The following is a 19,738-nucleotide window of genomic DNA, read 5'->3' on the forward strand; positions in this document are numbered from 1 at the left end:
ATGCCGCGCCCCCCAGGTTTTAGCCTGTGGGGGCGCGGCTTTTCCCTTGGGCCTGTCCGGCGGATCATGGCCGGGGTCGCGGCGTCCGGAACGACCTTGATCCGCCGGACAGGCCCCACACCTGCGCGGATGTCCACGCAGTGACAGCTCAGAGGAACGAGGCACAGATGACCGACCCGGTGACGCTGGACGGCGAGGGTTCGATAGGCGAGTTCGACGAGAAGCGGGCCGAGGCGGCCGTACGCGAGCTGCTCATTGCCGTCGGGGAGGACCCGGACCGGGAGGGGCTGCGGGAGACGCCGGGGCGGGTGGCGCGGGCGTACAAGGAGATATTCGCGGGCCTGTACCAGGAGCCCGAGGACGTCCTGACGACCACGTTCGACCTGGGCCACGACGAGATGGTGCTGGTCAAGGACATCGAAGTCTTCAGTACGTGTGAGCACCACCTGGTGCCGTTCCGCGGAGTGGCGCACGTCGGGTACATCCCTGCGACCAGCGGCAAGATCACCGGTCTGTCGAAGCTGGCCCGTCTCGTCGACGTCTACGCTCGCCGGCCGCAGGTCCAGGAGCGGCTCACGACGCAGATCGCCGAGTCCCTGATGGAGATCCTGGAGCCGCGCGGCGTCATCGTCGTCGTGGAGTGCGAGCACATGTGCATGTCGATGCGCGGGATCCGCAAGCCCGGGGCGAAGACGCTGACCTCGGCGGTTCGCGGACAGCTCCGCGACCCCGCTACGCGCGCCGAGGCCATGAGCCTGATCATGGCGCGCTGACGCACCGGCCCGGACAGGGCTGACGCACCGGCCCGGACAGGAAGGGGCGGTGTCCTGCGCCGCCGCGTTCCTGTTGCCGTCGGCGGTCTCCTACGCTGCCGCCGCTTTCTTGTTGTCGTCCTCGTCGTCCGGGAGCTTGCAGACGCGCTCCAGGAACAGGGCCGCCGCGATCACCGCGATGCCGGCCAGAACCGCGAGGCCCGCGTAGATGGCCTGATCGCGGCGGGGCGGGTTGTCGAGGGAGCCGAGCAGGAAGACGCCCGTGCCGCCGTACATCCCGGCGACCAGGGCGGCGACGAGGGCGCTGGCCTGGCCGAAGACCACGGCACGGGCAGCCATCAGAGGCTCGACGCCCTTCGCGCCCGGCCGGCGCTCGCGCTGGGCGCGCAGCCGGGAGCGGATGGAGAGCGCAGTCGCCAGCAGGACCACGGCGATCACCGCGAGCACGATGGGCGCGGCCAGGGGCACGCTCGGCAGGGTGCCGAGGGAGCTCCAGAGGCGGGCGCCGCCCCAGGACAGCACCCCGGCGGCGGCGAAGAGGCCGGCCAGTACTCCGAGCCGTAGTTGCTTCACCGGGTGAGCCGCCCTTCGCCGCCTGTGGATGTCCTGCTGTCTTCTTCGAGCCTAACGACTACTCGGGCAGCCGGAGTTCCAGGTCGGCCCGGGGCAGTACGCCACCGCGGCCCACGCCGGCCAGCAGGTCGGAGACCGGGCCGACACCGGGCAGCTGGGCCTCGGGATCCACGTCGTGCCACGGAGCGAGGACGAAGGCGCGCTCACGGGCCCGGGGGTGGGGGAGGGTGAGCTCCGGGTCGTCGGAGACGACGTCCGCGTACGCGACGATGTCCACGTCGATGGTGCGCGGCCCCCAGTGCTCCGCGCGTACCCGGTCGAAGGCCTCTTCGATGGCCTGGCCGCGCTCCAGGAGGGAGGACGGGGGGAGTGTCGTCTTCACGACGACGACCGCGTTGAAGTACGACGGCTGGGAGCCGGGGTCGACGCCCCACGGCTCTGTCTCGTACACCGGGGAGACCGCCTTGACCCGAAGGCCCGGGGTGTCCTCCAGGGCGTCGATGGCCCCCTGGAGGGTCTCCAGGCGGTTGCCCAGGTTGGAGCCCAGGGAGATCACGGCGCGTTTGGGGTTGGAGAGGGTGATGTCCGCGGCGTCCACCTGCTCGACCACGGAGGCGGGAACCGGCTGTACGGTCGGGTCGCTCTGCCCCTCGGTAGAAAATGCAGTCATGCTCGGCTCCGGGTGATGGTGACGGTGACGTCGTCGAAGGGGACGGTGATGGGCGCATCCGGCTTGTGGACCACGACCTCCACCTCCTCGACGCCTTCGTGCTTGAGGCACTGCTGGGCGATGCGCTCCGCGAGCGTCTCGATCAGATCGACCGGCTCGCCCTGGACCACAGCGACGACCTCTTCGGCGACCACGCCGTAGTGCACGGTCTTGGTGAGGTCGTCCGCGGCTGCCGCGGGGCGGGTGTCGAGGCCGAGCACCAGGTCGACGATGAACGTCTGTCCCTCTTCCCGTTCCCGGGGAAAGACGCCATGGTGCCCACGGGCCTTGAGGCCGCGCAGCGCGACACGATCCACGCGAATCACTCCTGATGTTGTTGTCGAAGGGGCACGGAACCGCGTGCGGGCGGCTGCGTACCCTTTTCCGAATCTACCTGCGGGCGCCGACAGTCCTCCCCCGCGGGGGCTATGGACACGACGGCACGGGACTGGTAGCCGCTGATACCCCGATGTCCCCGGTTCCAATCCCCCGGGCGGCCTTTCGTGGCTCGGAGCGTCCTGATACCCGCTCGGAACGTCCGGAACGTTCAGGAAGGCGAGTCCTCGTCCTCGTCCTCATCGGTTTCGGCCAGGACGGGCGAGCCGTGATGGGACCAGAGCTTCCAGCCCTCCGGAGTGCGGCGGAACACATTGGTCGCGACGACCAGTTGGCCGACGAGTGGCCCCAGGGAGCTGCCCTCCTCGGCGGGACCTCCGCTGAGGATGTTCTCGGTGCAGGTCACCAGGGCGGTGTCGCCCGTCATGGAGACCCCGACATCCGTCAGGAAGAACTGGATGTACTCGGTGTTCGCCATGATCAGGGCGTAACTGCGCAGCACCTCGCCGCGTCCGGTGAGCACCGGCCAGCCGGGGTGGACGCAGGAGATCGTGAGGTCCTCCCCGGGCAGCCAGAGCCCGGTCAGCTCGTCCAGGTCGCCGCGCTCCAAGGCCTCGTAGAAGGCGGTGTTGGCCCGCTCGACCGCCTCGATGTCGTCGGCGGCGGAGGTCTGTTCGTCCTGCGGCTCGTTCACGCGGCTCCCTCGACCGCACGGGCGACCCGGACGGCGTCGGCGGTGGCCCGTACCTCGTGGACCCGGACGGCCCAGGCACCGGCCCGGGCGGAGAGCGCGGAGACCGCGGCGGTGGCCGCGTCACGCTCGCGGGCGGGGGGTGGGGCCGCGCCCTCCCCGGCCAGGACATGCCCCAGGAACCGCTTGCGGGAGGCGGCGACCAGCAGCGGGCGGCCGAGGCCGTGCAGCGCGTCGAGGCGGGCGATGAGCGAGAGATCGTGGGCGGCGTCCTTGGCGAAGCCGAGGCCCGGGTCGATCACGATCCGCTCGGGGGCGACACCCCCGGCGACCACGGCGTCCATCCTGACCCGCAGTTCCTCGACGACCTCGGCGACGACGTCCCCGTACACCGCCCTGCTGTTCATGGACTCGCTGAAGCCACGCCAGTGCATGACGACGAACGGCACCGCGGCTGCGGCGACGACCGGGACCATGTCCGGGTCGGCGAGCCCGCCGCTCACGTCGTTGACCAGGACCGCTCCCGCGGCGACGGCCTGCTCGGCGACCCGGGCCCGCATGGTGTCCACGGAGACCGTGACCCCTTCCGAGGCCAGGCCGCGGACCACCGGGACCACCCGCCGCAGCTCCTCGTCCTCGTCCACCCGGCTCGCGCCGGGACGGGTGGACTCACCGCCGACGTCGACCAGGTCGGCACCCTCGCCGACCAGGTCGAGGCCGTGCTTCACGGCCGCCGTGGTGTCGAACCAGCGGCCCCCGTCGGAGAAGGAGTCGGGGGTCACGTTGACGACACCCATGACCGCGCAGCGGTCCCACTCCGGCAGGCCCTGCACCGTGCCTCGTCCATGCAACGTACTCATACGACCAGCCTAGAGCCTGTCCGGGGCCCGTACGGAGACAGCTCACACCGGGTGGACGCCGTGCTCTGCCGTGTGGGCCCGGACATGCGCACAGGGACGCTGCCCGCCCGCGGGCAGGCGGCGGGCCAGGGGGCGGGGGAGCGCGAAGTTCACGAAGCCCTCGGCCTGCATGGCGGCGAGGGAGATCCGGGGCAGGTCGCGGGCGTTCCGGTAGACCACGAACCGCGGCTCCCAGCGGGGCCGGAACTTGGCGTTGAACTTGTACAGGGACTCGATCTGGAACCAGCGCGACAGGAAGACCAGCAGCCCGCGCCAGACCCGCAGCACCGGTCCGGCCCCCAGCTTCTCGCCGCGGGCCAGGGCGGAGCGGAACATCGCGAAGTTCAGCGAGACGCGTGTGATGCCGAGCCGGGGCGCGGCCTGCAGGGAGGCGACGATCAGCAGCTCGTTCATCCCCGGGTCCGCGGCGCGGTCGCGGCGCATCAGGTCCAGGGACATGCCGTCGGTGCCCCACGGGACGAAGTGGAGCACGGCCTTCAGATCGCCGTACGGGGAGTCCGCGTCCTGCTCCTCGGCCTTGTGGGCGGTGGCGACGAAGCAGTCCCGGTCGGCGCCGTCGCCGATCCGGCCGAGCGCCATGGAGAAGCCGCGCTCGTTGTCCGTGCCCCGCCAGTCGGCGGCGGCTCGCCGGATGCGGGCCAGTTCGGCCTCGCCGATGTCCGCCACGCGCCGGACCCGCGTCTCGTACCCGCCGCGCTCAATGCGTTTCACCATCTGGCGCACGTTGCGCATCGCGCGTCCGGCGAGCGAGAAATCCGCGACGTCCACCACCGCCTCGTCGCCGAGTTCCAGGGCGTCGAGTCCGGTCTCGCGGGTCCAGACCTCGCCGCCGGTCTCGCTGCAGCCCATCACGGCGGGGGTCCAGGAGTGCGCCCTGGCCTCGTCCATGAAGCGTTCGATGGCGCCGGGCCAGGCCTCCACATCGCCGATCGGGTCGCCGCTGGCCAGCATCACCCCGGACACCACGCGGTAGCAGACGGCGGCCTTGCCGCTGGGCGAGAAGACCACGGCCTTGTCGCGGCGGAGCGCGAAGTGGCCCAGCGAGTCGCGGCCGCCGTGCCGCTCCAGCAGGGCGCGCAGCCGGGCCTCGTCGTCCTCGGTGAGCCGGGCGGCCGGGTGCTCGGGCCGGAACGCGAGGTAGATCGTGGTGACGGCGGTCAGCAGTCCGAGGGCGCCCAGTGAGTAGCCCACGGTCCAGGAGGTGTCGCCGGCGTAGTCGACCGGGCCCTCGAAGCCGAACAGCCCGTACAGCACGTGCTGGAGCCGGTCGGCGATGCTGGGGTTCCCGACCAGACGGCCCGGGTGGACGCTGACGATGACCAGGCCGAGGCCGAGCGAACCCGCGCCGAGCAGGACGAAGTTGGCCAGTGCCCTCCAACGGCTGCGCGGGTCGGGGAGCGCGGCGAATTCACTCCGGTGGCGTACCAGCAGAAAGCACAGCACCAGTGAGACGACGGTGCCCAGGACCGAGTGCCGGTAGACGAACTGGGCCACCGCACCGGCCGGGAGCAGGACGACGGCGGCCCGCCAGGCCCGTCGCTTGTGGCGCTTCAGGCCGTGGGCCAGGAGCAGCAGCAGGACGCCGGCGCTCAGTGAGAGCGCGGCGGCGAAGGGGCCGAGGGCTCCGGGGAGCACCTCGGCGAGGGTGTGCATCCGGCTGTGCCGGAAGCGCGGGAACACGCCCGCGGCGACGTCGATCAGGCCGACGGCGGCGCAGGCGGTGCCGACGAGTGCCGGCACGGTCTCGGGCCGCGGTCCGTATGCGAACTTGCGTACGCCTTTCGGAACCAATCCCGATTTATCCCCATCTAGCGTGACAGACATCGCTTCCCGTGGTTCCGCGAGAGATTCTTGGAGTCCGTCGGCCGGAGCCCTGCGGACGATGTGCGACCTCTAGGACGAGGCTTCCGGGCTGCGGGTTCATCCGTGACCCGGAAATTTCCTGACAAGAAAGTTCAACCGTCATGGGCCTTACCGGTAACGCAGTTCTGATCCTGGCGATCGTGCTTGCCGTCGCGCTGTTCGCCGTCACGATCTGGTTCTGGCCGAGGTTCGCCCGGCGCAGCGTCTCCGCGGTCTTCGGCAGGGTGGGGCTGCTGCTGGCCACCCAGGTGGCGGTCTTCGCCTCCGTCGGCCTGATGGCCAACAACTCGTTCCTCTTCTACGGCTCCTGGGCCGACCTGTTCGGCCAGAAGCAGGAGCTGGGCGTGGTGACCGACCATGCCCAGGGGACCCTGGCGGAGAAGAACATCGTCCGGGTGGGGACGCAGCGGCCCGACGTACCGGGAGGATCGCGGCCCGCCCTGGCCGGCCGGATCGACAAGGTCGTGATCGCGGGGCGGCACTCGGGGATAGAGACCTCGGCGTACGTGTACCTGCCGCCGGAGTACTTCCAGGAGGCGTACGCCCGGCGGAAGTTCCCCGCGGTGGTGGTGCTCACCGGGTACCCGGGCACCTCGGAGAACCTCTTCAAGGGGCTCGCCTATCCCAAGACGTCACTCGAACGGGTGCGGGCGGGCCGCTCGCAGCCGATGATCCTGGTGATGCTGCGACCGACCCTGGCGCCGCCGCGGGACACCGAGTGCGTGGACATAAAGGGTGGTCCGAAGACCGAGACGTTCTTCGCGGACGACCTGCCGCCCGCGATCTCGGCCGGCTACCGGGTCGGGAGGCATGCCCGCAACTGGGGCATCATCGGCAACTCGACCGGTGGCTACTGCGCCCTGAAGATCGGCCTGCACCATCCGGGACGCTTCACGGCGAGCGCGGGACTCTCCGCGTACTACAAGGCGGCCGAGGACCCGACGACCGGTGACCTCTTCCACGGCGATCAGGGGGAGCGCGAGCGTGCCGACCTCCTGTGGTCCCTGGACCACCGCCCGCAGCCCGACTCGTCCTTCCTGGTGACGACCTCCCGCACGGGCGAGTCGAACTACGCGGACACGCGGAAGTTCCTGGCCAAGGTGAAGCGGCCGGCTCGCGTCTCGTCGATCGTGCTCGACAGCGGCGGGCACAACTTCAACACCTGGCGCCGGGAGATCCCCGCGACCCTGGACTGGATGAGCAGCCGGCTCAGCGAGAACTGACCGGAGGCGTCGCGCCGGGCCGGATCAGTCCCCCGTGGTCTTCGTGACGCCCGCCACGCTCTCCACGGCCACCTCGGCGCGCGGAACGGCCCGGTCGTCCGCGTTGATCGAGCGACGCAGCGCCTCGTGGAGGCGGGCCGGGGTGAGCACCCCCAGGAAGCGGCCCTCGCCCTCCTCGTCGATGACCGCGATCCAGCCGGCGTCGTGCTGGAGCATGGTGGCGAACGCCTGCTTGAGCGGTGCGCCGACGGGCAGCCAGGCCTCCATCCGCCGGGCGTGCTCGCGGACCGTGCCCCCGGCGCCGGTGAGTGCGTCACCGGCCGGGATCCAGCCGTGCAGCCGGCCGTCGCCGTCCAGCACCACGGCCCACCGCGCCCCGTCCGCGCGCAGCCGCTCTGTCGCCTTGGCCAGCGGGTCGTCGAGGTGGACGACCGGCGGCCGGTCGAGGTCGCTCTCCTCGACGGGGGTGACCGAGAGCCGCTTGAGCCCGCGGTCCGCGCCGACGAAGTCGGCGACGTAGTCGGTTGCGGGGGCGCCGAGCACGGTGGCCGGTGAGTCGAACTGCTCGATCGAGCCCTGTCCGTAGACGGCGATACGGTCGCCGAGCCGGACGGCCTCCTCGATGTCATGGGTGACGAACAGCACCGTCTTGCGGACCTGGGCCTGGAGCCGCAGGAATTCGTTCTGCAGCCGTTCCCTGACCACCGGGTCGACCGCGCCGAAAGGTTCGTCCATCAGCAGCACCGGCGGGTCCGCGGCCAATGCCCTGGCCACACCCACGCGTTGCCGCTGGCCGCCGGACAACTGTTCCGGATAGCGGTCGCCATAAACGGAGGGATCGAGTCCGACCAGGTCGAGGAGTTCCGCGGCGCGGGCGCGGCCCTTTCCGCGTTTCCAGCCGAGGAGATGGGGGACGGTCGCCGTGTTCTCCAGCACCGTCCGGTGCGGAAACAGGCCGACCTGCTGGATGACATAGCCGATGCGGCGGCGAAGCCGGACCGGGTCGATGGCGGATATGTCGTCCCCGTCGAGGAATATCCGGCCCTCGGTCGGTTCGATCAACCGGTTCACCATCTTCATGGTGGTCGTCTTGCCGCAGCCCGACGGTCCGACGAGCGTGACGAGTTCACCTTCGGCGACCTCGAAGGAAAGATCGTCGACGGCGGTGGTGCCGTCCGCATACCGCTTGGTGACGTGCTCGAAACGGATCATGGTTCCCCATTGTGGCGCGTGTTCTGTGAAGGACGTGTTGCTGGAATACAACGGCCTCGGCGATTGTCAGTGGTCGAGGATAGGCTCGCCGGACATCAGTACGAGAGGCGACCGGGAGGTGGGGGACGGATGGCCGGACAGAACTGCCTGGTGACGAACGACTGGATCTGCGGGGAGTATCTCCGTTCCCGCAGCCAGGAGTTGACCGATGCGACGGTTCAGCACATCTGGATCACCGCGGTCTCGGTGGCGATCGGGGTCGCTGTGGCTTTTCCGCTGGCGCTGCTCGCCCGCCGTGGCCGGCACTTCGCCGGACCGGTTCTCGGGCTGACGACGGTGCTCTACACGGTGCCGTCGCTGGCGATGTTCTCGCTCCTGCTGCCCCTGTTCGGGCTCTCCGCGGCGCTCGTCGTCACCGGGCTCGTGCTGTATTCGCTGACCATTCTCGTGCGGAACATCCTGGCGGGCCTGGAAGCGGTTCCGCAGGAGGCGAAGGAAGCCGCCCGGGGCATGGGATACGGCCCGGTGCGACTGCTGTGGGAGGTCGAACTCCCTCTCGCGATGCCCGCGTTGATGGCCGGCATACGGATCGCCACGGTGTCCACGATCGCGCTGACCACGGTCGGCTCCATCGTCGGCCGCGGCGGCCTGGGCAATCTCATCGAGGACGCCCTGCCGAGCTTCTTCAAGGCCCAGGTGCTGGCCGCCTCGGTGCTCTGCGTGCTGCTCGCGGTGGTCGCGGATCTGCTGCTGCTCGGTGTGCAGCGGCTGCTGACCCCCTGGACCCGAATACCGGCCACCCGCGATGCCGTGAGCGCGGCCGGCCCGGCGAAGGCGGTCTGAAGCCATGGGAGTTCTCGGAGAGGCCTGGACCTGGCTCACCACCGGCGCCAACTGGTCGGGGGAGAGCGGGGTGGCCCACCGGCTCGGCGAGCATCTGTACGTCAGCGGGGTGGCGCTCGCCCTGTCCTGTGCCATCGCGCTGCCCATCGCCCTGTACCTGGGACACATCGGGAAGGGCGGTGCGCTGGCCGTCAACATCTCCAACGTGGGGCGCGCGATCCCGGTCTTCGCGGTGCTGGCCCTCTTCATGGTCTCGCCCCTGCGCAACGCGGGATACATACCGACGATCATCGCCCTGGTGCTGTTCGCCGTGCCGCCGCTGCTGACCAACGCCTACGTCGGGATGACGGAGGTGGACCGTTCGGTGGCGGAGGCCGCGCGGGGGATGGGCATGTCGGGCGGCCAGCTCTTCCTCCGTGTCGAACTCCCGCTGGCCTACCCGATGATCATGACTGGGCTGCGTTCGGCCTCGGTGCAGGTCGTGGCCACGGCGACGATCGCCGCGATGGTCGGCCAGGGCGGCCTCGGCCGGATCATCACCGCCGGCTTCAACACGTACAACACCCCGCAGGTGGTCGCGGGCGCCCTGCTGGTCGCCGTGCTCGCCCTGCTGGTGGAGACGGCCCTGGTCTGCATCGACCGGCTGCTGTCACCGCTGCGCCGCCGCCGGACGGCATGAGGGTCCGGCCGGCTCAACCAACCGATACCGCTTATCGCATATGGCCTCGTTGCCGTGGACGGAGAACATCATGAGCAGGACCTCGCGCATAGCCGGCGCGGTCATCGGCATCGTCGCGCTCGCGGGCTCGCTCGCCGCCTGCGGTGGCGACAGCCTGGAGAAGGACAAGGGCGGGTCCGCCGGGTCCGCCGGGGACAAGGAGTCGGGGAAGAAGGGCTCGCTGGTCGTCGGCGCCGCCGCCTTCACCGAGTCCAAGGTGCTCGCGGAGCTGTACGCCGGAGTTCTGTCCGACGCCGGATACAGCACGTCGGTCACCACGGTGAAGAACCGTGAACTCTACGAACCCTCGCTGGAGAAGGGGGAGATCGACGTCGTCCCGGAATATGCGGCGACGATCGCGGAATTCCTCAACGCCAAGGTGAACGGGGCGAAGGCGGCCGAGGCCAAGCCCGTCGCCTCGGGCGACGCCGCGGCCACGGTCGCCGCTCTGGAGAAGCTCGCCACTCCGCGCGGGCTGAAGGTGCTGCCGGCCGGCGAGGCCGTCGACCAGAACGCCTTCGCGGTCACGAAGGAATTCGCGGACAAGAACAAGCTCAAGAGTCTTTCGGATCTCGGTGCTTCCAAGATCAAAGTGAAGATCGCGGCGGGTGACGAGTGCGAGGTGCGGCCGTTCTGCGCACCCGGGCTGAAGAAGACGTACGGCATCGACGTCACCGGCATCGACCCCAAGGGGGTCGGCACCCCGCAGTCCAAGCAGGCGGTCAAGGACGGCAAGGACCAGCTGGTCCTCACGACCACCACGGACGCGGTGCTGGACACCTTCGGTCTCGTTTTCCTGGACGACGACAAGAAGCTCCAGAACGCGGACAACGTGCTGCCCGTCCTCAATGCCGAGGACGCCGGCGCCCAGGACATCGCCGACGCCCTCGGCAAGCTCACCGACGCACTCACCACTCAGGATCTGGCGGAGCTGAACCGCAAGGTCGACGCCGAGCGCGCCAAGCCCGCCGATGTGGCCAGGGAATACCTGGAGACGAAAGGTCTGATCAAGAAGTAGCGAACGCCTCACAAGTCCCCGAAAGGGCCGTGCGGGGCTAGCTCCGGAGCGTCCCGGAAGGCGTACGGGAACTCTCTCCGGCAGGCGTGGAGTGAGTGATTCAGGGGCCGTCAGGTAACTGCCCGGGAACAGATTGCCGGGCGGCCCCCCAAGCGGCCCGTACGCACGGTAAATTTCGGGCCATGCCACGTGGACGCCATCGCCATTCGCCACCTCTGCACAGAATCCTTCCGCCTTCGGCCGTCGCCGGAGCCGCGGTCGTCTGTGCCGCGGGAGCCTGGCTGCTCGCCGAGCCGCTGGTCCTGCGCGGACTGGTCGCCGCCGCGGCGGCCGCCGCGGTCACCGGCGCGTATCTGATGCGCAGCTGGGACCGGGAGGCGGGCCGTCGTGTCGCGGAGCTGACGCGCGCCCGCGCCAGTGACGAATGGCGCGCCGAGGAACGCGTGGCGGAGCTGGAAGCCGATCTGGAGGAGTCGCGCGAGCTGCGCGCCCGCCTGGAGACGAAACTGCGCCGCAAGCGTGTGGAGCTCGCCGGGCTGCGGGGCGAGCACGCCGCGCTGCTGCGGCGGTACGCCAACGCCGAGACCGAGCGCGCCAGTGTGCTGGAGAGCCGTCGACAGCTCGCGCTGGAGGCGGCCGCGCCGCCCCGCGAACTGCCCGCCGCGCGCAGCACCCCCACCCCGTCCGCGTATCTGCGCGCCGCCCAGGCCCTCGACGACCTCACGCGCAACGGGGCGCTCCAGGAGGCGCGGCGCACCGCCGAGCAGGCCAGGAAGCGCGATCTCGCGGAGCGGGCCAGGGAGGCGGAGGAGCCGCAGGGGAAGCACGCGGCGGCCGCCGGCTCCGGGGCAGCCGACGGGCAGACGGCCGACGTCCGCCCGGGCGCCGAGCAGCGTCGCCGCCCGCAGGCCGCCCTGCCCGCGACCCGGCCGTCCCAGGCCCTGCCCGCACCGCGCCAGGTGCCGGCCGCCAGCGCGGTCGTGCCGTACGCGGCGTCCCGCCGTCACCTGGTGCCGCAGGGCAGCTTCGACTTCTTCGGTACGCAGAAGGCGCACGCCGCGATCGAGTCCGTGCAGAACGAGGACCTCGCCGATGTCGTGGGCGAGGAGGCGCTGGCCGCGCACCGTACGGGCACGGCCGAGAACAGGGCCGTCGGCAAGGTCATCGACCTGACCGCGCACGACGAGACCGAGCAGCTGGACGTGGCGGAGCTGCGCAGCGCGATCTCGTAGGACCGAACGGGCGGCAGCCGCCCCGGGGACCCGGGGCGGGCGGGGCTACTTGTCGATGTCGCCGACGACGAAGAACAACGACCCCAGGATCGCCACCATGTCGGCGACGAGCGTGCCCGGCAGCAGTTCCGTGAGCGCCTGGATGTTGTTGAACGAGGCGGAGCGGAGCTTCAGCCGGTACGGGGTCTTCTCGCCCTTGGACACCAGGTAGTAGCCGTTGATGCCGAGCGGGTTCTCGGTCCAGGCGTAGGTGTGGCCCTCGGGGGCCTTCAGTACCTTGGGCAGCCGCTGGTTGATCGGACCGGGCGCCAGACCGGCCATCCGGTCCAGGCAGGCGTCCGCCAGGTCCAGGGCGTTGTGCGTCTGGTCCAGCAGGCATTCGAACCGGGCCAGGCAGTCGCCCTCGGTACGGGTGACGACCTTCAGGGTGTCCTGGAGCTCCCCGTAGGCGAGGTACGGCTCGTCGCGCCGCAGGTCGAAGTCGACGCCCGAGGCGCGGGCGATCGGCCCGGACACCCCGTAGGCGTGCACGGCCTCGGCCGACAGCACCCCCACCCCGCGGGTACGGCCCCGGAAGATCTCGTTGCCCAGCACCAGCTTGTCGTAGACGTCCATCCGGGAGCGGACCGAGGCGACGGCGGCCCGGGCGCGGCCGAGCCAGCCCGCCGGGAGGTCCTCCTTGAGGCCGCCGACCCGGTTGAACATGTAGTGCATCCGGCCGCCGGAGACCTCCTCCATCACGGCCTGGAGCTCCTCGCGCTCCCGGAACGCGTAGAACACCGGGGTGATCCCGCCGAGCTCCAGCGGGTACGAGCCGAGGAACATCAGGTGGTTGAGGACCCGGTTCAGCTCGGCGAGCAGGGTGCGGGTCCAGACCGCGCGCTCCGGCACCTCCATGCCGAGCATCCGCTCGACGGCCATCACGACGCCCAGCTCGTTGGAGAACGCCGACAGCCAGTCGTGGCGGTTGGCGAGCATCACGATCTGCCGGTAGTCGCGGGCCTCGAAGAGCTTCTCCGCGCCGCGGTGCATGTAGCCGATGACCGGTTCGGCGTGCTGGATGCGTTCGCCGTCCAGGACGATGCGCAGACGGAGCACGCCGTGCGTGGAGGGGTGCTGGGGGCCGATGTTGAGCACCATGTCGGTGCTCTCCGCCGCGCCGCCGATGCCGACTGTCGTCTCCGTCATGGGGGACAGTATTGCCTGCGGGCCCGATTCCGGGGGCGCTGCCCCCGGACCCCCGCTCCTCAGTCGCCGGAGGGGCTGAAAGGGCCCACCCGCTGTGTCAGCCAGCCGAAGTCGCCCAGGCCGCCCCGGGCCGTGAGCTCAGCCGCCTGGCCCGCGGACGCCAGGGCGCGCACGTATCCGGCCGGGTCGCCCGACGCCAGCGACAGCGGCGGGCGTTCACCGCTCACGCCCAGCTCCCGCAGCGCCTCGCGCTGGGTGCGGATCTCCGCTCCCGGGCCGCCCGCCGCCGCGCACGCGTCCAGGGCCACGTGCGTGGTGAGGTCGCAGCTGCCGTCCGGCACCGGGGGCACCTCCCGCCCCGCCCGGAAGCCGGTCAGCGTGCCGAACGGCGGCCGCTCCTCCCGTACGTGGCAGTAGTCCACCGCCACCGCGAGTCCAGCGGTCAGTGTGGACACCGCGCCCGCCCACGCCTCGTCGCGCGGGCGGCCGATCTCGGCCCTGCTGCCCGGCCCCGCCGACGGCCACCAGCGGTGCAGCCAGCGCGCGTCCGGCCCGCTCACCGGTTCGCCCAGCCGCTCCGCGCCGTCCGCCGTGCGCACCAGGACGTACCGCTGGACGCCGTCCGGATCCGTCTCGGCGACCGGAACCGGCACGTTGTCCAGCCACTCGTTGGCGAACAGCAGCCCGCGCACGCCCCGCGGCGGCTCGGCGCACCACTCCACCCGGGGGTCCAGACCGGGCGGGCGGGCGGCGAGCTCGACGGCGTACGCCCGCACCGTGAGGCCGTCGCCGCCCTCGGCAGGCAGCGCCGCGAGCACGCCCGTCAACAGTTCTCCGCGCCCCGCTCCCAGATCCACCAGGTCCACATCCGGCGCCCCCAGTTCCGCTGCCGTTCTGACCAGCAGCCGGGCGACGGCCGCGGCGAACAGCGGGGAGGCGTGCACGGAGGTACGGAAATGCCCGGCAGGCCCTTCGGGGCTCCGGTAAAACCCCTCGTCCCCGTACAAAGCGGTCTCGGCCGCCTCCTGCCACCCACGCCACTCATCCATCACGTTCCCAAGTCTCCACCTTGGGGAGTACGGTCTCCGGACCTGGATCGGCCCTTCGGCTGACCCACGCACCCATTGGCTTTCCCTACGCTGGGTTACGTGCAGCGCCTCTACGACTTCATCCGCAGACACCCGACGGGCGTCGACTGCTTCTGGGCCGTCTTCCTCCTCGGGATCTCCGGCATGACGATCGTGGTCGGCGACATGGGGCGCGGTGGCCGCGGAGAGCGCATCGCCATAGTGCCGATCGTCATCGGTCTCTGCACCGTCGTCGCGCTGCGCCGGCGCGCGCCCGAGAAGATGCTGCTGCTCGCCATCGCGATGGGCGTGGCCCAGCTGGTGTTCGGGGTCAGACCGACCGTCGCGAACTTCGCCATGCTGGTGATCACCTTCACCGTGGCAACGGTCGGCGAACGCTGGGCGTCCCGGCTGGCCCTGGCCTGCAGCCTGTGCGCGGCGGGTCTCTCCCAGCTCCGCTGGCCGGAGCAGGAGGGGGCGCCGCGCAGCTGGGTGGAGTCGGTGTTCATCGTCGTCGTGATGACGGTGCCGTTCGTCCTGGCCTGGGTGCTCGGCGACTCGATGCGGACCCGGCGGGCCTACTTCGATCAGCTGGAAGAGCGCGCCGCCCGGCTGGAGCGGGAGCGCGAGGCGCAGTCGAAGGTCGCGGTGGCGGCCGAGCGGGCCCGTATCGCCCGCGAGCTCCACGACGTCGTCGCGCACAACGTCTCCGTGATGGTGGTGCAGGCGGACGGCGCCGCCTATGTGATGGACGCGGCCCCCGACCAGGCCCGGCAGGCGCTGGAGACCATCTCCAGCACCGGCCGCCAGGCACTCGCGGAGATGCGGCGGCTGCTCGGCGTGCTGCGCACGGGCGACACCCCGGAGACCGGGGAGTACGTTCCGCAGCCCGACGTCGACCAGATCGAGGACTTGATCGAGCACGTCAGGGCCGCCGGTCTGGCCGTCGACTTCAAGATCGAGGGCACCCCGCGCTCGCTGCCCAGCGGAGTGGAGCTGACGGCGTACCGCATCGTGCAGGAAGCCCTGACCAACACGCGCAAGCACGGTGGTCCGAACGCCGGGGCCAGCGTGCGGCTGGTCTACTTCGACGACGGGCTGGGCCTGCTGGTGGAGGACGACGGCCGGGGTGCGGCGCACGAGCTGTACGAGGACGGCGGCGCCGACGGCGCGGGCCACGGCATGATCGGCATGCGCGAACGGGTCGGCATGGTCGGCGGCACGCTGGACGCCGGACCGCGTCCCGGCGGCGGATTCCGGATCAGCGCGCTGCTGCCGCTCAAGGCCGCGAACTAGGGTCTCCGTCCGGGCGAGCCCCAGCCTGATCCGAACGAAAGGCCCCGGCGGCTTCCGTCAGGCCGAAACCGACCGCAGAACGAACAGGAGACAGGGACCCCATGGCGATCCGCGTAATGCTCGTCGACGACCAGGCGCTGCTGCGTACCGGCTTCCGGATGGTGCTCGCCGCGCAGCCGGACATGGAGGTCGTCGCCGAGGCCGGCGACGGCGCGGAGGCGATCGAGAACCTGCGCTCCACCGCCGTCGACGTGGTGCTGATGGACGTGCGCATGCCCAGGCTGGACGGCGTCGAGGCGACGCGTCGCATCTGCGCCCAGCCCGATGCGCCCAAGGTGCTCATCCTGACGACGTTCGACCTCGACGAGTACGCGTTCTCGGGGCTGAAGGCCGGGGCCAGCGGCTTCATGCTCAAGGACGTGCCGCCGGGCGAACTGCTCGCCGCGATCCGTTCCGTGCACAGCGGCGACGCCGTCGTCGCCCCGTCCACCACCCGCCGGCTGCTCGACCGCTTCTCGTCGATGCTGCCCAGCGGCACGGCCGAGCCGCAGCACAAGGACGTCGCCAAGCTCACCGAACGCGAACGCGAGGTGATGCTCCTGGTGGCCCAGGGGCTGTCGAACGGCGAGATCGCGGGGCGGCTGGTGCTCTCCGAGGCGACCGTGAAGACGCATGTCGGCCGCATCCTGACCAAGCTGGGCCTGCGCGACCGGGTGCAGGTCGTCGTCCTCGCGTACGAGACCGGGCTGGTGCGCGCCGGGGGCGGGGCGGGCTGAGCGATGGGCGCGCTGGTGTGGGTCAACGGCCCGTTCGGCGGCGGCAAGACACAGACGGCGTACGAGCTGCAGCGTCGGCTGCCCGGCAGCGCGGTCTGCGATCCGGAGCATGTCGGCTTCGGGCTGCACCGGACGCTTCCGCCCGCGCTCCGCGGGGACTTCCAGGATCTGCCGGCCTGGCGGCAGGGGGTGCACGACATGCTCGCTCTCGCCCTGCGCGGACACCCCGGCACGGTCATCGCCCCGATGACCCTGGTCGACGCCGGCTACTTCGCGGAGATCATCGGGCGGCTCCGCGAGGACGGGTACGCGGTGCACCACTTCGCCCTGCTCGCCGAACGCGAAACGGTGCTGGGTCGTCTGCGCGAACGCGGGCTGGGGCGCGGGCTCAAGCGTGAGAGCTTCGCCGTCGCGAAACTGGACCACTGCCTGGAGCGGCTCGCGTCCCCGGAGTTCGCCGAGCACATCCGTACCGACCGGATGACGGTCCCCCAGGTCGCCGGTCGGATCGCCGCGTCGGCGGGCCTCACCCTGCTGCCGGACACGGACAGTGCGCTGCGGCACCGGGTGCGGCGGGCCTGGACGGGTATCCGGCACATCCGGTTCGACTGAGACCGGCAGACCCCGCGCCGCCGCCCCCTTGCCGGTCGGTCGGAACCGCCGGCCGCACCGCCCCGGTCTCAGCGCAGGATCCCCTCCAGGAAGTCGCTGCCGAGCCGCGCCACCACGGTCAGGTCCAGCTGGTGCAGCACGTACCGGCCGCGGCGCCGCGTCGTGACCAGGCCGGCCTTCTTGAGGACCGTGAGATGGCGGGAGACCTCGGGGGCGGTGATCCCGTTCGTGTCGGCGAGTTCCCCGGTCGTGTACGGCGAGCGGGCGATGTTGCGGCACAGCCGCATCCGCATCGGGTGGGCCAGGGCCTCCATCCGGAGCTGGAGCTGTTCCACGGAGGCGGGCGAGGGCAGCTCCGGCCGGTGCACGGGATAGTGGATCACCGGTCGCCAGCCCGGGGCGTGCAGCACCATCAGATGCGGCCAGCCGAAGCTGGTCGGGATGAGGGTGAGTCCCGCGCCGACCGCGGGGTCGGTGGCGTCGGTCGAGCCCTCGGTCAGTTTGTCGACGCTGATCCGTTCACCGTCCTCGTCGACCGAGAGCGCGGGAGAGACGGCCCGCACGGCTTCGGCGAGCCCCTTGTGCCGCAGCAGATCCGTCTTGTGCCGTGCGTCGGCCACCAGCTGGACCCGCACCCGCTGCCAGGTGTCCGCGAAGAACGCCTGGTCGCAGTCCTCGAAGAGGCGCCGGATCCAGAGGCGTACGGGGGCGGGATCGGCCAGCAGCCGCTGGGTGAACTCCACCTGCTGCGGTCCGCGCGCCGCCGCCATGTCCAGGGCCCGGGCCCGCATGCCGGGATCGTGGAGGGGGGAGGCCGCGCCGGTCCCGTACAGGTTCGCGCAGGTGAACTCCAGGGCTGCGGAGACGAACCGCTCGTCGTCCAGCCGGTCCAGGATGTCCAGGTCCTCGGAGAGGTCGGCGCCCGTCCTCCCGTTGCCGCCGAGGACGCCGGCGAACGGCATGAAGATGTCCGAGAACGTGTTCCGCCACAGGAACTCGGCCTCGTGCAGCCGGTCGGCCAGGTCCGGTTCCAGGGACGTGGTGGTGGCCGTCGTCCAGCCGTGCAGCCCGGGGTGGTGTCCCGGCTCGGACAGCGCGTGCAGGGCGACCCCCAGCTCGACGAGGGGCGAGGTCTCGAAGATGACGCGGCCGGGGTCGAGCCCCGCGATGTCGATGGTTACGCTCACCCGTCCATGGTGCGGGGTGAGCGGGACGGCCCGAACCCCGATTGACGGCCGGCGTCAATCGGGGCGCGCGCCGGAACGTCCGGGGCGCCGGCCGGCCCGGCGCGCCTCACGACTGCTGAGCCACCCGCTTCAGGAACTCGCCCAGGGCCGCCTTCACGTCCGCCGCCGTCCACTCCAGACCCGCCTCCGACACCGTGACCTCCGTGAACGAGATCCCGGGAGGCCCCGCGGCAGCCGGGTGCCACATGCGGAACAGGGCCACGCCCGTCTCTTCCACCTGGCGCAGGGACGCCTCCGCCAGGACATCCGCCGGGTAGGGCAGCCAGACCTGGAACTGGTGGGTGTGCGGTGGTTCCGGATGCACCCGGAACCACCCGGCACCGGCCTCGGCGAACCCCTCGGCCAGCGCGGCGGCCACCACCTTCGCCTGCGCCACGTACGAAGGAAGCTTCGGCAGCTCCCGGTCCAGGCCGATCAGCGCGGCGAGCGCCGCCGGGAACTGCTGGAAGAGCTGACCGCCGTACCGGTGCCGCCAGGTGCGGGCCTCGTCGATCAGCGAGGCGGATCCGGCGAGCGCCGCCCCGGAGATTCCGCCGAGGGTCTTGTAGAACGACACGTACACGCTGTCCGCGAGTGCCGCGATCTCCGGCAGTTCACGCCCGAAGCGGGAGGTGCACTCCCACAGCCGCGCCCCGTCGAAGTGCACCACCGCATCGCGCTCGCGAGCCGCCGCCACCACGGCCTCCAGCTCCTCCCACGTGGGCAGGACGAAGCCGGCGTCGCGCAGCGGCAGCTCCAGCATCAGGGTGCCGAACGGTTCCGCGAAGTCACGGACCTCGTCCGCCGTGGGCAGCCGCGGCTCGGTCGTCGGGTAAACCGTACGCAGCCCGCTGACCGCGGACAGGGCGCCGCGCTCGTGCACCTCGGGGTGGGCGAGCGGATGCAGGGCCACCGTGGGGTTGCCGGTGCGCCCGGCCCAGCAGCGCAGCGCGACCTGCTGCGCCATCGTCCCGGTCGGGAAGAACGCGGCGGCCTCGGTCCCCAGCAGTCCGGCGATCCGCTGCTCGAGCTCGGCGACGATGCCGTTGCCGTAGATGTCGGCGGGCAGGCCGGGATCGGTGACCGTGGCCGCGCCCGCGGTCAGGGACGCCAGCTGCTCGCCGAGCGAGCGGTCCGCCGACGACCGGGACAGAAGCCTCCGGGCCTGCCGCCACGCGGCGATGCGGCGCAGCCGCTGCTGATCGGCGTCCTCGTCCCCGTGTCCGCTGAGGCCCTGCGGCCCGTCCGTCGCCTCGTCGCGCACCTGCTCGTATCCGTCTGCCATGGGACGATCATCACGCAGAACGCCGCCCCTGCCCACAGGATAAGGAGGCCCCCGGCCCGCCGGTGCTGCCGCGGCCGGGAGTTTCCCACAGCCTGTGGACAGCCGGGGGCCCGGACGAAACGCTGGCGTAGCATGCAGAGAAAGCGTCCGGTACCCCCCGCGGACTGGAACGGAAGG

At 71.2% G+C, this 19,738-nt stretch carries 20 protein-coding genes; 9 read left to right on the forward strand and 11 right to left on the reverse strand.

Translation table 11 applies throughout. The annotated features are described in order from the left end of the window. Window positions 1–167: 167 nt before the first annotated feature. On the forward strand, window positions 168–773 hold the full coding sequence (gene folE / locus ACIOEW_RS16885; protein WP_362553096.1) for a GTP cyclohydrolase I FolE: 606 nt from the start codon (window positions 168–170) through the stop codon (window positions 771–773). A 90-nt stretch (window positions 774–863) separates the two neighbouring features. Here folE and ACIOEW_RS16890 read toward each other — a convergent pair whose 3' ends face one another. The 6 genes from ACIOEW_RS16890 to ACIOEW_RS16915 form a co-directional block, all read right to left on the reverse strand. Then, window positions 864–1,346: a DUF3180 domain-containing protein gene (locus ACIOEW_RS16890; protein ID WP_362553093.1), complete on the reverse strand. Its 483-nt coding sequence runs from the start codon at window positions 1,344–1,346 to the stop codon at window positions 864–866. Between the two features lie 58 nt (window positions 1,347–1,404). Next, on the reverse strand, window positions 1,405–2,016 hold the full coding sequence (folK, locus tag ACIOEW_RS16895) for a 2-amino-4-hydroxy-6-hydroxymethyldihydropteridine diphosphokinase (RefSeq protein ID WP_362553090.1): 612 nt from the start codon (window positions 2,014–2,016) through the stop codon (window positions 1,405–1,407). Then, window positions 2,013–2,372: a dihydroneopterin aldolase gene (folB, locus tag ACIOEW_RS16900; protein WP_326736961.1), complete on the reverse strand. Its 360-nt coding sequence runs from the start codon at window positions 2,370–2,372 to the stop codon at window positions 2,013–2,015. The genes folK and folB overlap by 4 nt, the downstream gene beginning before the upstream one ends. A 230-nt stretch (window positions 2,373–2,602) precedes the next feature. Then, window positions 2,603–3,085, reverse strand: coding sequence for a nuclear transport factor 2 family protein (locus ACIOEW_RS16905; protein ID WP_401964421.1), 483 nt, complete (start codon window positions 3,083–3,085; stop codon window positions 2,603–2,605). Further along, window positions 3,082–3,879, reverse strand: coding sequence for a dihydropteroate synthase (gene folP / locus ACIOEW_RS16910; protein WP_401964470.1), 798 nt, complete (start codon window positions 3,877–3,879; stop codon window positions 3,082–3,084). The genes ACIOEW_RS16905 and folP overlap by 4 nt, the downstream gene beginning before the upstream one ends. Before the next feature lie 105 nt (window positions 3,880–3,984). After that, window positions 3,985–5,826 (reverse strand): phosphatidylglycerol lysyltransferase domain-containing protein, encoded by a 1,842-nt coding sequence (locus ACIOEW_RS16915; RefSeq protein WP_401964422.1) that lies wholly within the window; start codon window positions 5,824–5,826, stop codon window positions 3,985–3,987. A gap of 140 nt (window positions 5,827–5,966) precedes the next feature. Here ACIOEW_RS16915 and ACIOEW_RS16920 point away from each other — a divergent pair, with 140 nt between their 5' ends. Then, complete coding sequence (locus ACIOEW_RS16920) at window positions 5,967–7,088, forward strand: alpha/beta hydrolase (RefSeq protein WP_401964423.1); 1,122 nt, start codon at window positions 5,967–5,969, stop codon at window positions 7,086–7,088. 24 nt (window positions 7,089–7,112) lie between these two features. Here ACIOEW_RS16920 and ACIOEW_RS16925 read toward each other — a convergent pair whose 3' ends face one another. Further along, the gene (locus ACIOEW_RS16925; RefSeq protein ID WP_362553078.1) at window positions 7,113–8,300 is read right to left on the reverse strand and encodes a betaine/proline/choline family ABC transporter ATP-binding protein; all 1,188 of its coding nucleotides are present in this window, start codon (window positions 8,298–8,300) and stop codon (window positions 7,113–7,115) included. Window positions 8,301–8,429: 129 nt separating this feature from the next. On the opposite strand from ACIOEW_RS16925, the gene ACIOEW_RS16930 reads away from it, so the two are divergent. The 4 genes from ACIOEW_RS16930 to ACIOEW_RS16945 all read left to right on the forward strand — a co-directional run bounded on the left by ACIOEW_RS16930 (window position 8,430) and on the right by ACIOEW_RS16945 (window position 12,111). Next, entirely contained in the window at window positions 8,430–9,143 is a 714-nt protein-coding gene (locus ACIOEW_RS16930; protein ID WP_362553075.1) for an ABC transporter permease, read from the forward strand. A gap of 4 nt (window positions 9,144–9,147) precedes the next feature. Further along, complete coding sequence (locus ACIOEW_RS16935) at window positions 9,148–9,822, forward strand: ABC transporter permease (protein WP_362553072.1); 675 nt, start codon at window positions 9,148–9,150, stop codon at window positions 9,820–9,822. 70 nt (window positions 9,823–9,892) lie between these two features. Continuing rightward, entirely contained in the window at window positions 9,893–10,879 is a 987-nt protein-coding gene (locus ACIOEW_RS16940; protein ID WP_362553070.1) for an ABC transporter substrate-binding protein, read from the forward strand. Window positions 10,880–11,061: 182 nt separating this feature from the next. Further along, entirely contained in the window at window positions 11,062–12,111 is a 1,050-nt protein-coding gene (locus tag ACIOEW_RS16945) for a hypothetical protein (protein WP_362553067.1), read from the forward strand. 45 nt (window positions 12,112–12,156) lie between these two features. Here the strand turns inward: ACIOEW_RS16945 and ACIOEW_RS16950 are convergent, their stop codons facing one another. Both ACIOEW_RS16950 and ACIOEW_RS16955 read right to left on the reverse strand, forming a co-directional pair. Further along, a complete protein-coding gene (locus ACIOEW_RS16950; RefSeq protein WP_401964424.1) occupies window positions 12,157–13,299 on the reverse strand; it encodes an NADH-quinone oxidoreductase subunit D in 1,143 nt (380 codons plus the stop codon). Between the two features lie 59 nt (window positions 13,300–13,358). After that, window positions 13,359–14,351 carry an SAM-dependent methyltransferase gene (locus ACIOEW_RS16955; protein ID WP_401964425.1) on the reverse strand — a complete coding sequence of 331 codons (993 nt, stop codon included), beginning with the start codon at window positions 14,349–14,351 and terminating at the stop codon, window positions 13,359–13,361. Between the two features lie 96 nt (window positions 14,352–14,447). Between ACIOEW_RS16955 and ACIOEW_RS16960 the strand changes: the two genes are divergently transcribed. The 3 genes from ACIOEW_RS16960 to ACIOEW_RS16970 all read left to right on the forward strand — a co-directional run bounded on the left by ACIOEW_RS16960 (window position 14,448) and on the right by ACIOEW_RS16970 (window position 17,050). Further along, entirely contained in the window at window positions 14,448–15,662 is a 1,215-nt protein-coding gene (locus ACIOEW_RS16960) for a sensor histidine kinase (RefSeq protein WP_362553058.1), read from the forward strand. 101 nt (window positions 15,663–15,763) lie between these two features. Then, window positions 15,764–16,438 (forward strand): response regulator transcription factor, encoded by a 675-nt coding sequence (locus ACIOEW_RS16965; protein ID WP_362553055.1) that lies wholly within the window; start codon window positions 15,764–15,766, stop codon window positions 16,436–16,438. Between the two features lie 3 nt (window positions 16,439–16,441). Continuing rightward, entirely contained in the window at window positions 16,442–17,050 is a 609-nt protein-coding gene (locus ACIOEW_RS16970) for an AAA family ATPase (RefSeq protein ID WP_401964426.1), read from the forward strand. A gap of 68 nt (window positions 17,051–17,118) precedes the next feature. Here ACIOEW_RS16970 and ACIOEW_RS16975 read toward each other — a convergent pair whose 3' ends face one another. After that, a complete protein-coding gene (locus ACIOEW_RS16975; RefSeq protein WP_362553049.1) occupies window positions 17,119–18,237 on the reverse strand; it encodes a DUF5937 family protein in 1,119 nt (372 codons plus the stop codon). A 106-nt stretch (window positions 18,238–18,343) separates the two neighbouring features. Next, on the reverse strand, window positions 18,344–19,561 hold the full coding sequence (locus ACIOEW_RS16980; protein WP_401964427.1) for a threonine aldolase family protein: 1,218 nt from the start codon (window positions 19,559–19,561) through the stop codon (window positions 18,344–18,346). Window positions 19,562–19,738 lie beyond the last annotated feature (177 nt).

This window comes from Streptomyces sp. NPDC087901 (genome assembly GCF_044742205.1).
GTDB lineage: Bacteria > Actinomycetota > Actinomycetes > Streptomycetales > Streptomycetaceae > Streptomyces.

Coding starts and splice junctions, on each gene's coding strand:
- folE (WP_362553096.1), top strand. CDS start 168: ATGACCGACCCGGTGACGCTGGACGGCGAGGGTTCGATAGGCGAGTTC.
- folK (WP_362553090.1), bottom strand. CDS start 2,016: ATGACTGCATTTTCTACCGAGGGGCAGAGCGACCCGACCGTACAGCCG.
- folP (WP_401964470.1), bottom strand. CDS start 3,879: ATGGGTGTCGTCAACGTGACCCCCGACTCCTTCTCCGACGGGGGCCGC.
- ACIOEW_RS16915 (WP_401964422.1), bottom strand. CDS start 5,826: ATGTCTGTCACGCTAGATGGGGATAAATCGGGATTGGTTCCGAAAGGC.
- ACIOEW_RS16920 (WP_401964423.1), top strand. CDS start 5,967: ATGGGCCTTACCGGTAACGCAGTTCTGATCCTGGCGATCGTGCTTGCC.
- ACIOEW_RS16925 (WP_362553078.1), bottom strand. CDS start 8,300: ATGATCCGTTTCGAGCACGTCACCAAGCGGTATGCGGACGGCACCACC.
- ACIOEW_RS16930 (WP_362553075.1), top strand. CDS start 8,430: ATGGCCGGACAGAACTGCCTGGTGACGAACGACTGGATCTGCGGGGAG.
- ACIOEW_RS16935 (WP_362553072.1), top strand. CDS start 9,148: ATGGGAGTTCTCGGAGAGGCCTGGACCTGGCTCACCACCGGCGCCAAC.
- ACIOEW_RS16940 (WP_362553070.1), top strand. CDS start 9,893: ATGAGCAGGACCTCGCGCATAGCCGGCGCGGTCATCGGCATCGTCGCG.
- ACIOEW_RS16945 (WP_362553067.1), top strand. CDS start 11,062: ATGCCACGTGGACGCCATCGCCATTCGCCACCTCTGCACAGAATCCTT.
- ACIOEW_RS16950 (WP_401964424.1), bottom strand. CDS start 13,299: ATGACGGAGACGACAGTCGGCATCGGCGGCGCGGCGGAGAGCACCGAC.
- ACIOEW_RS16965 (WP_362553055.1), top strand. CDS start 15,764: ATGGCGATCCGCGTAATGCTCGTCGACGACCAGGCGCTGCTGCGTACC.
- ACIOEW_RS16970 (WP_401964426.1), top strand. CDS start 16,442: ATGGGCGCGCTGGTGTGGGTCAACGGCCCGTTCGGCGGCGGCAAGACA.
- ACIOEW_RS16980 (WP_401964427.1), bottom strand. CDS start 19,561: ATGGCAGACGGATACGAGCAGGTGCGCGACGAGGCGACGGACGGGCCG.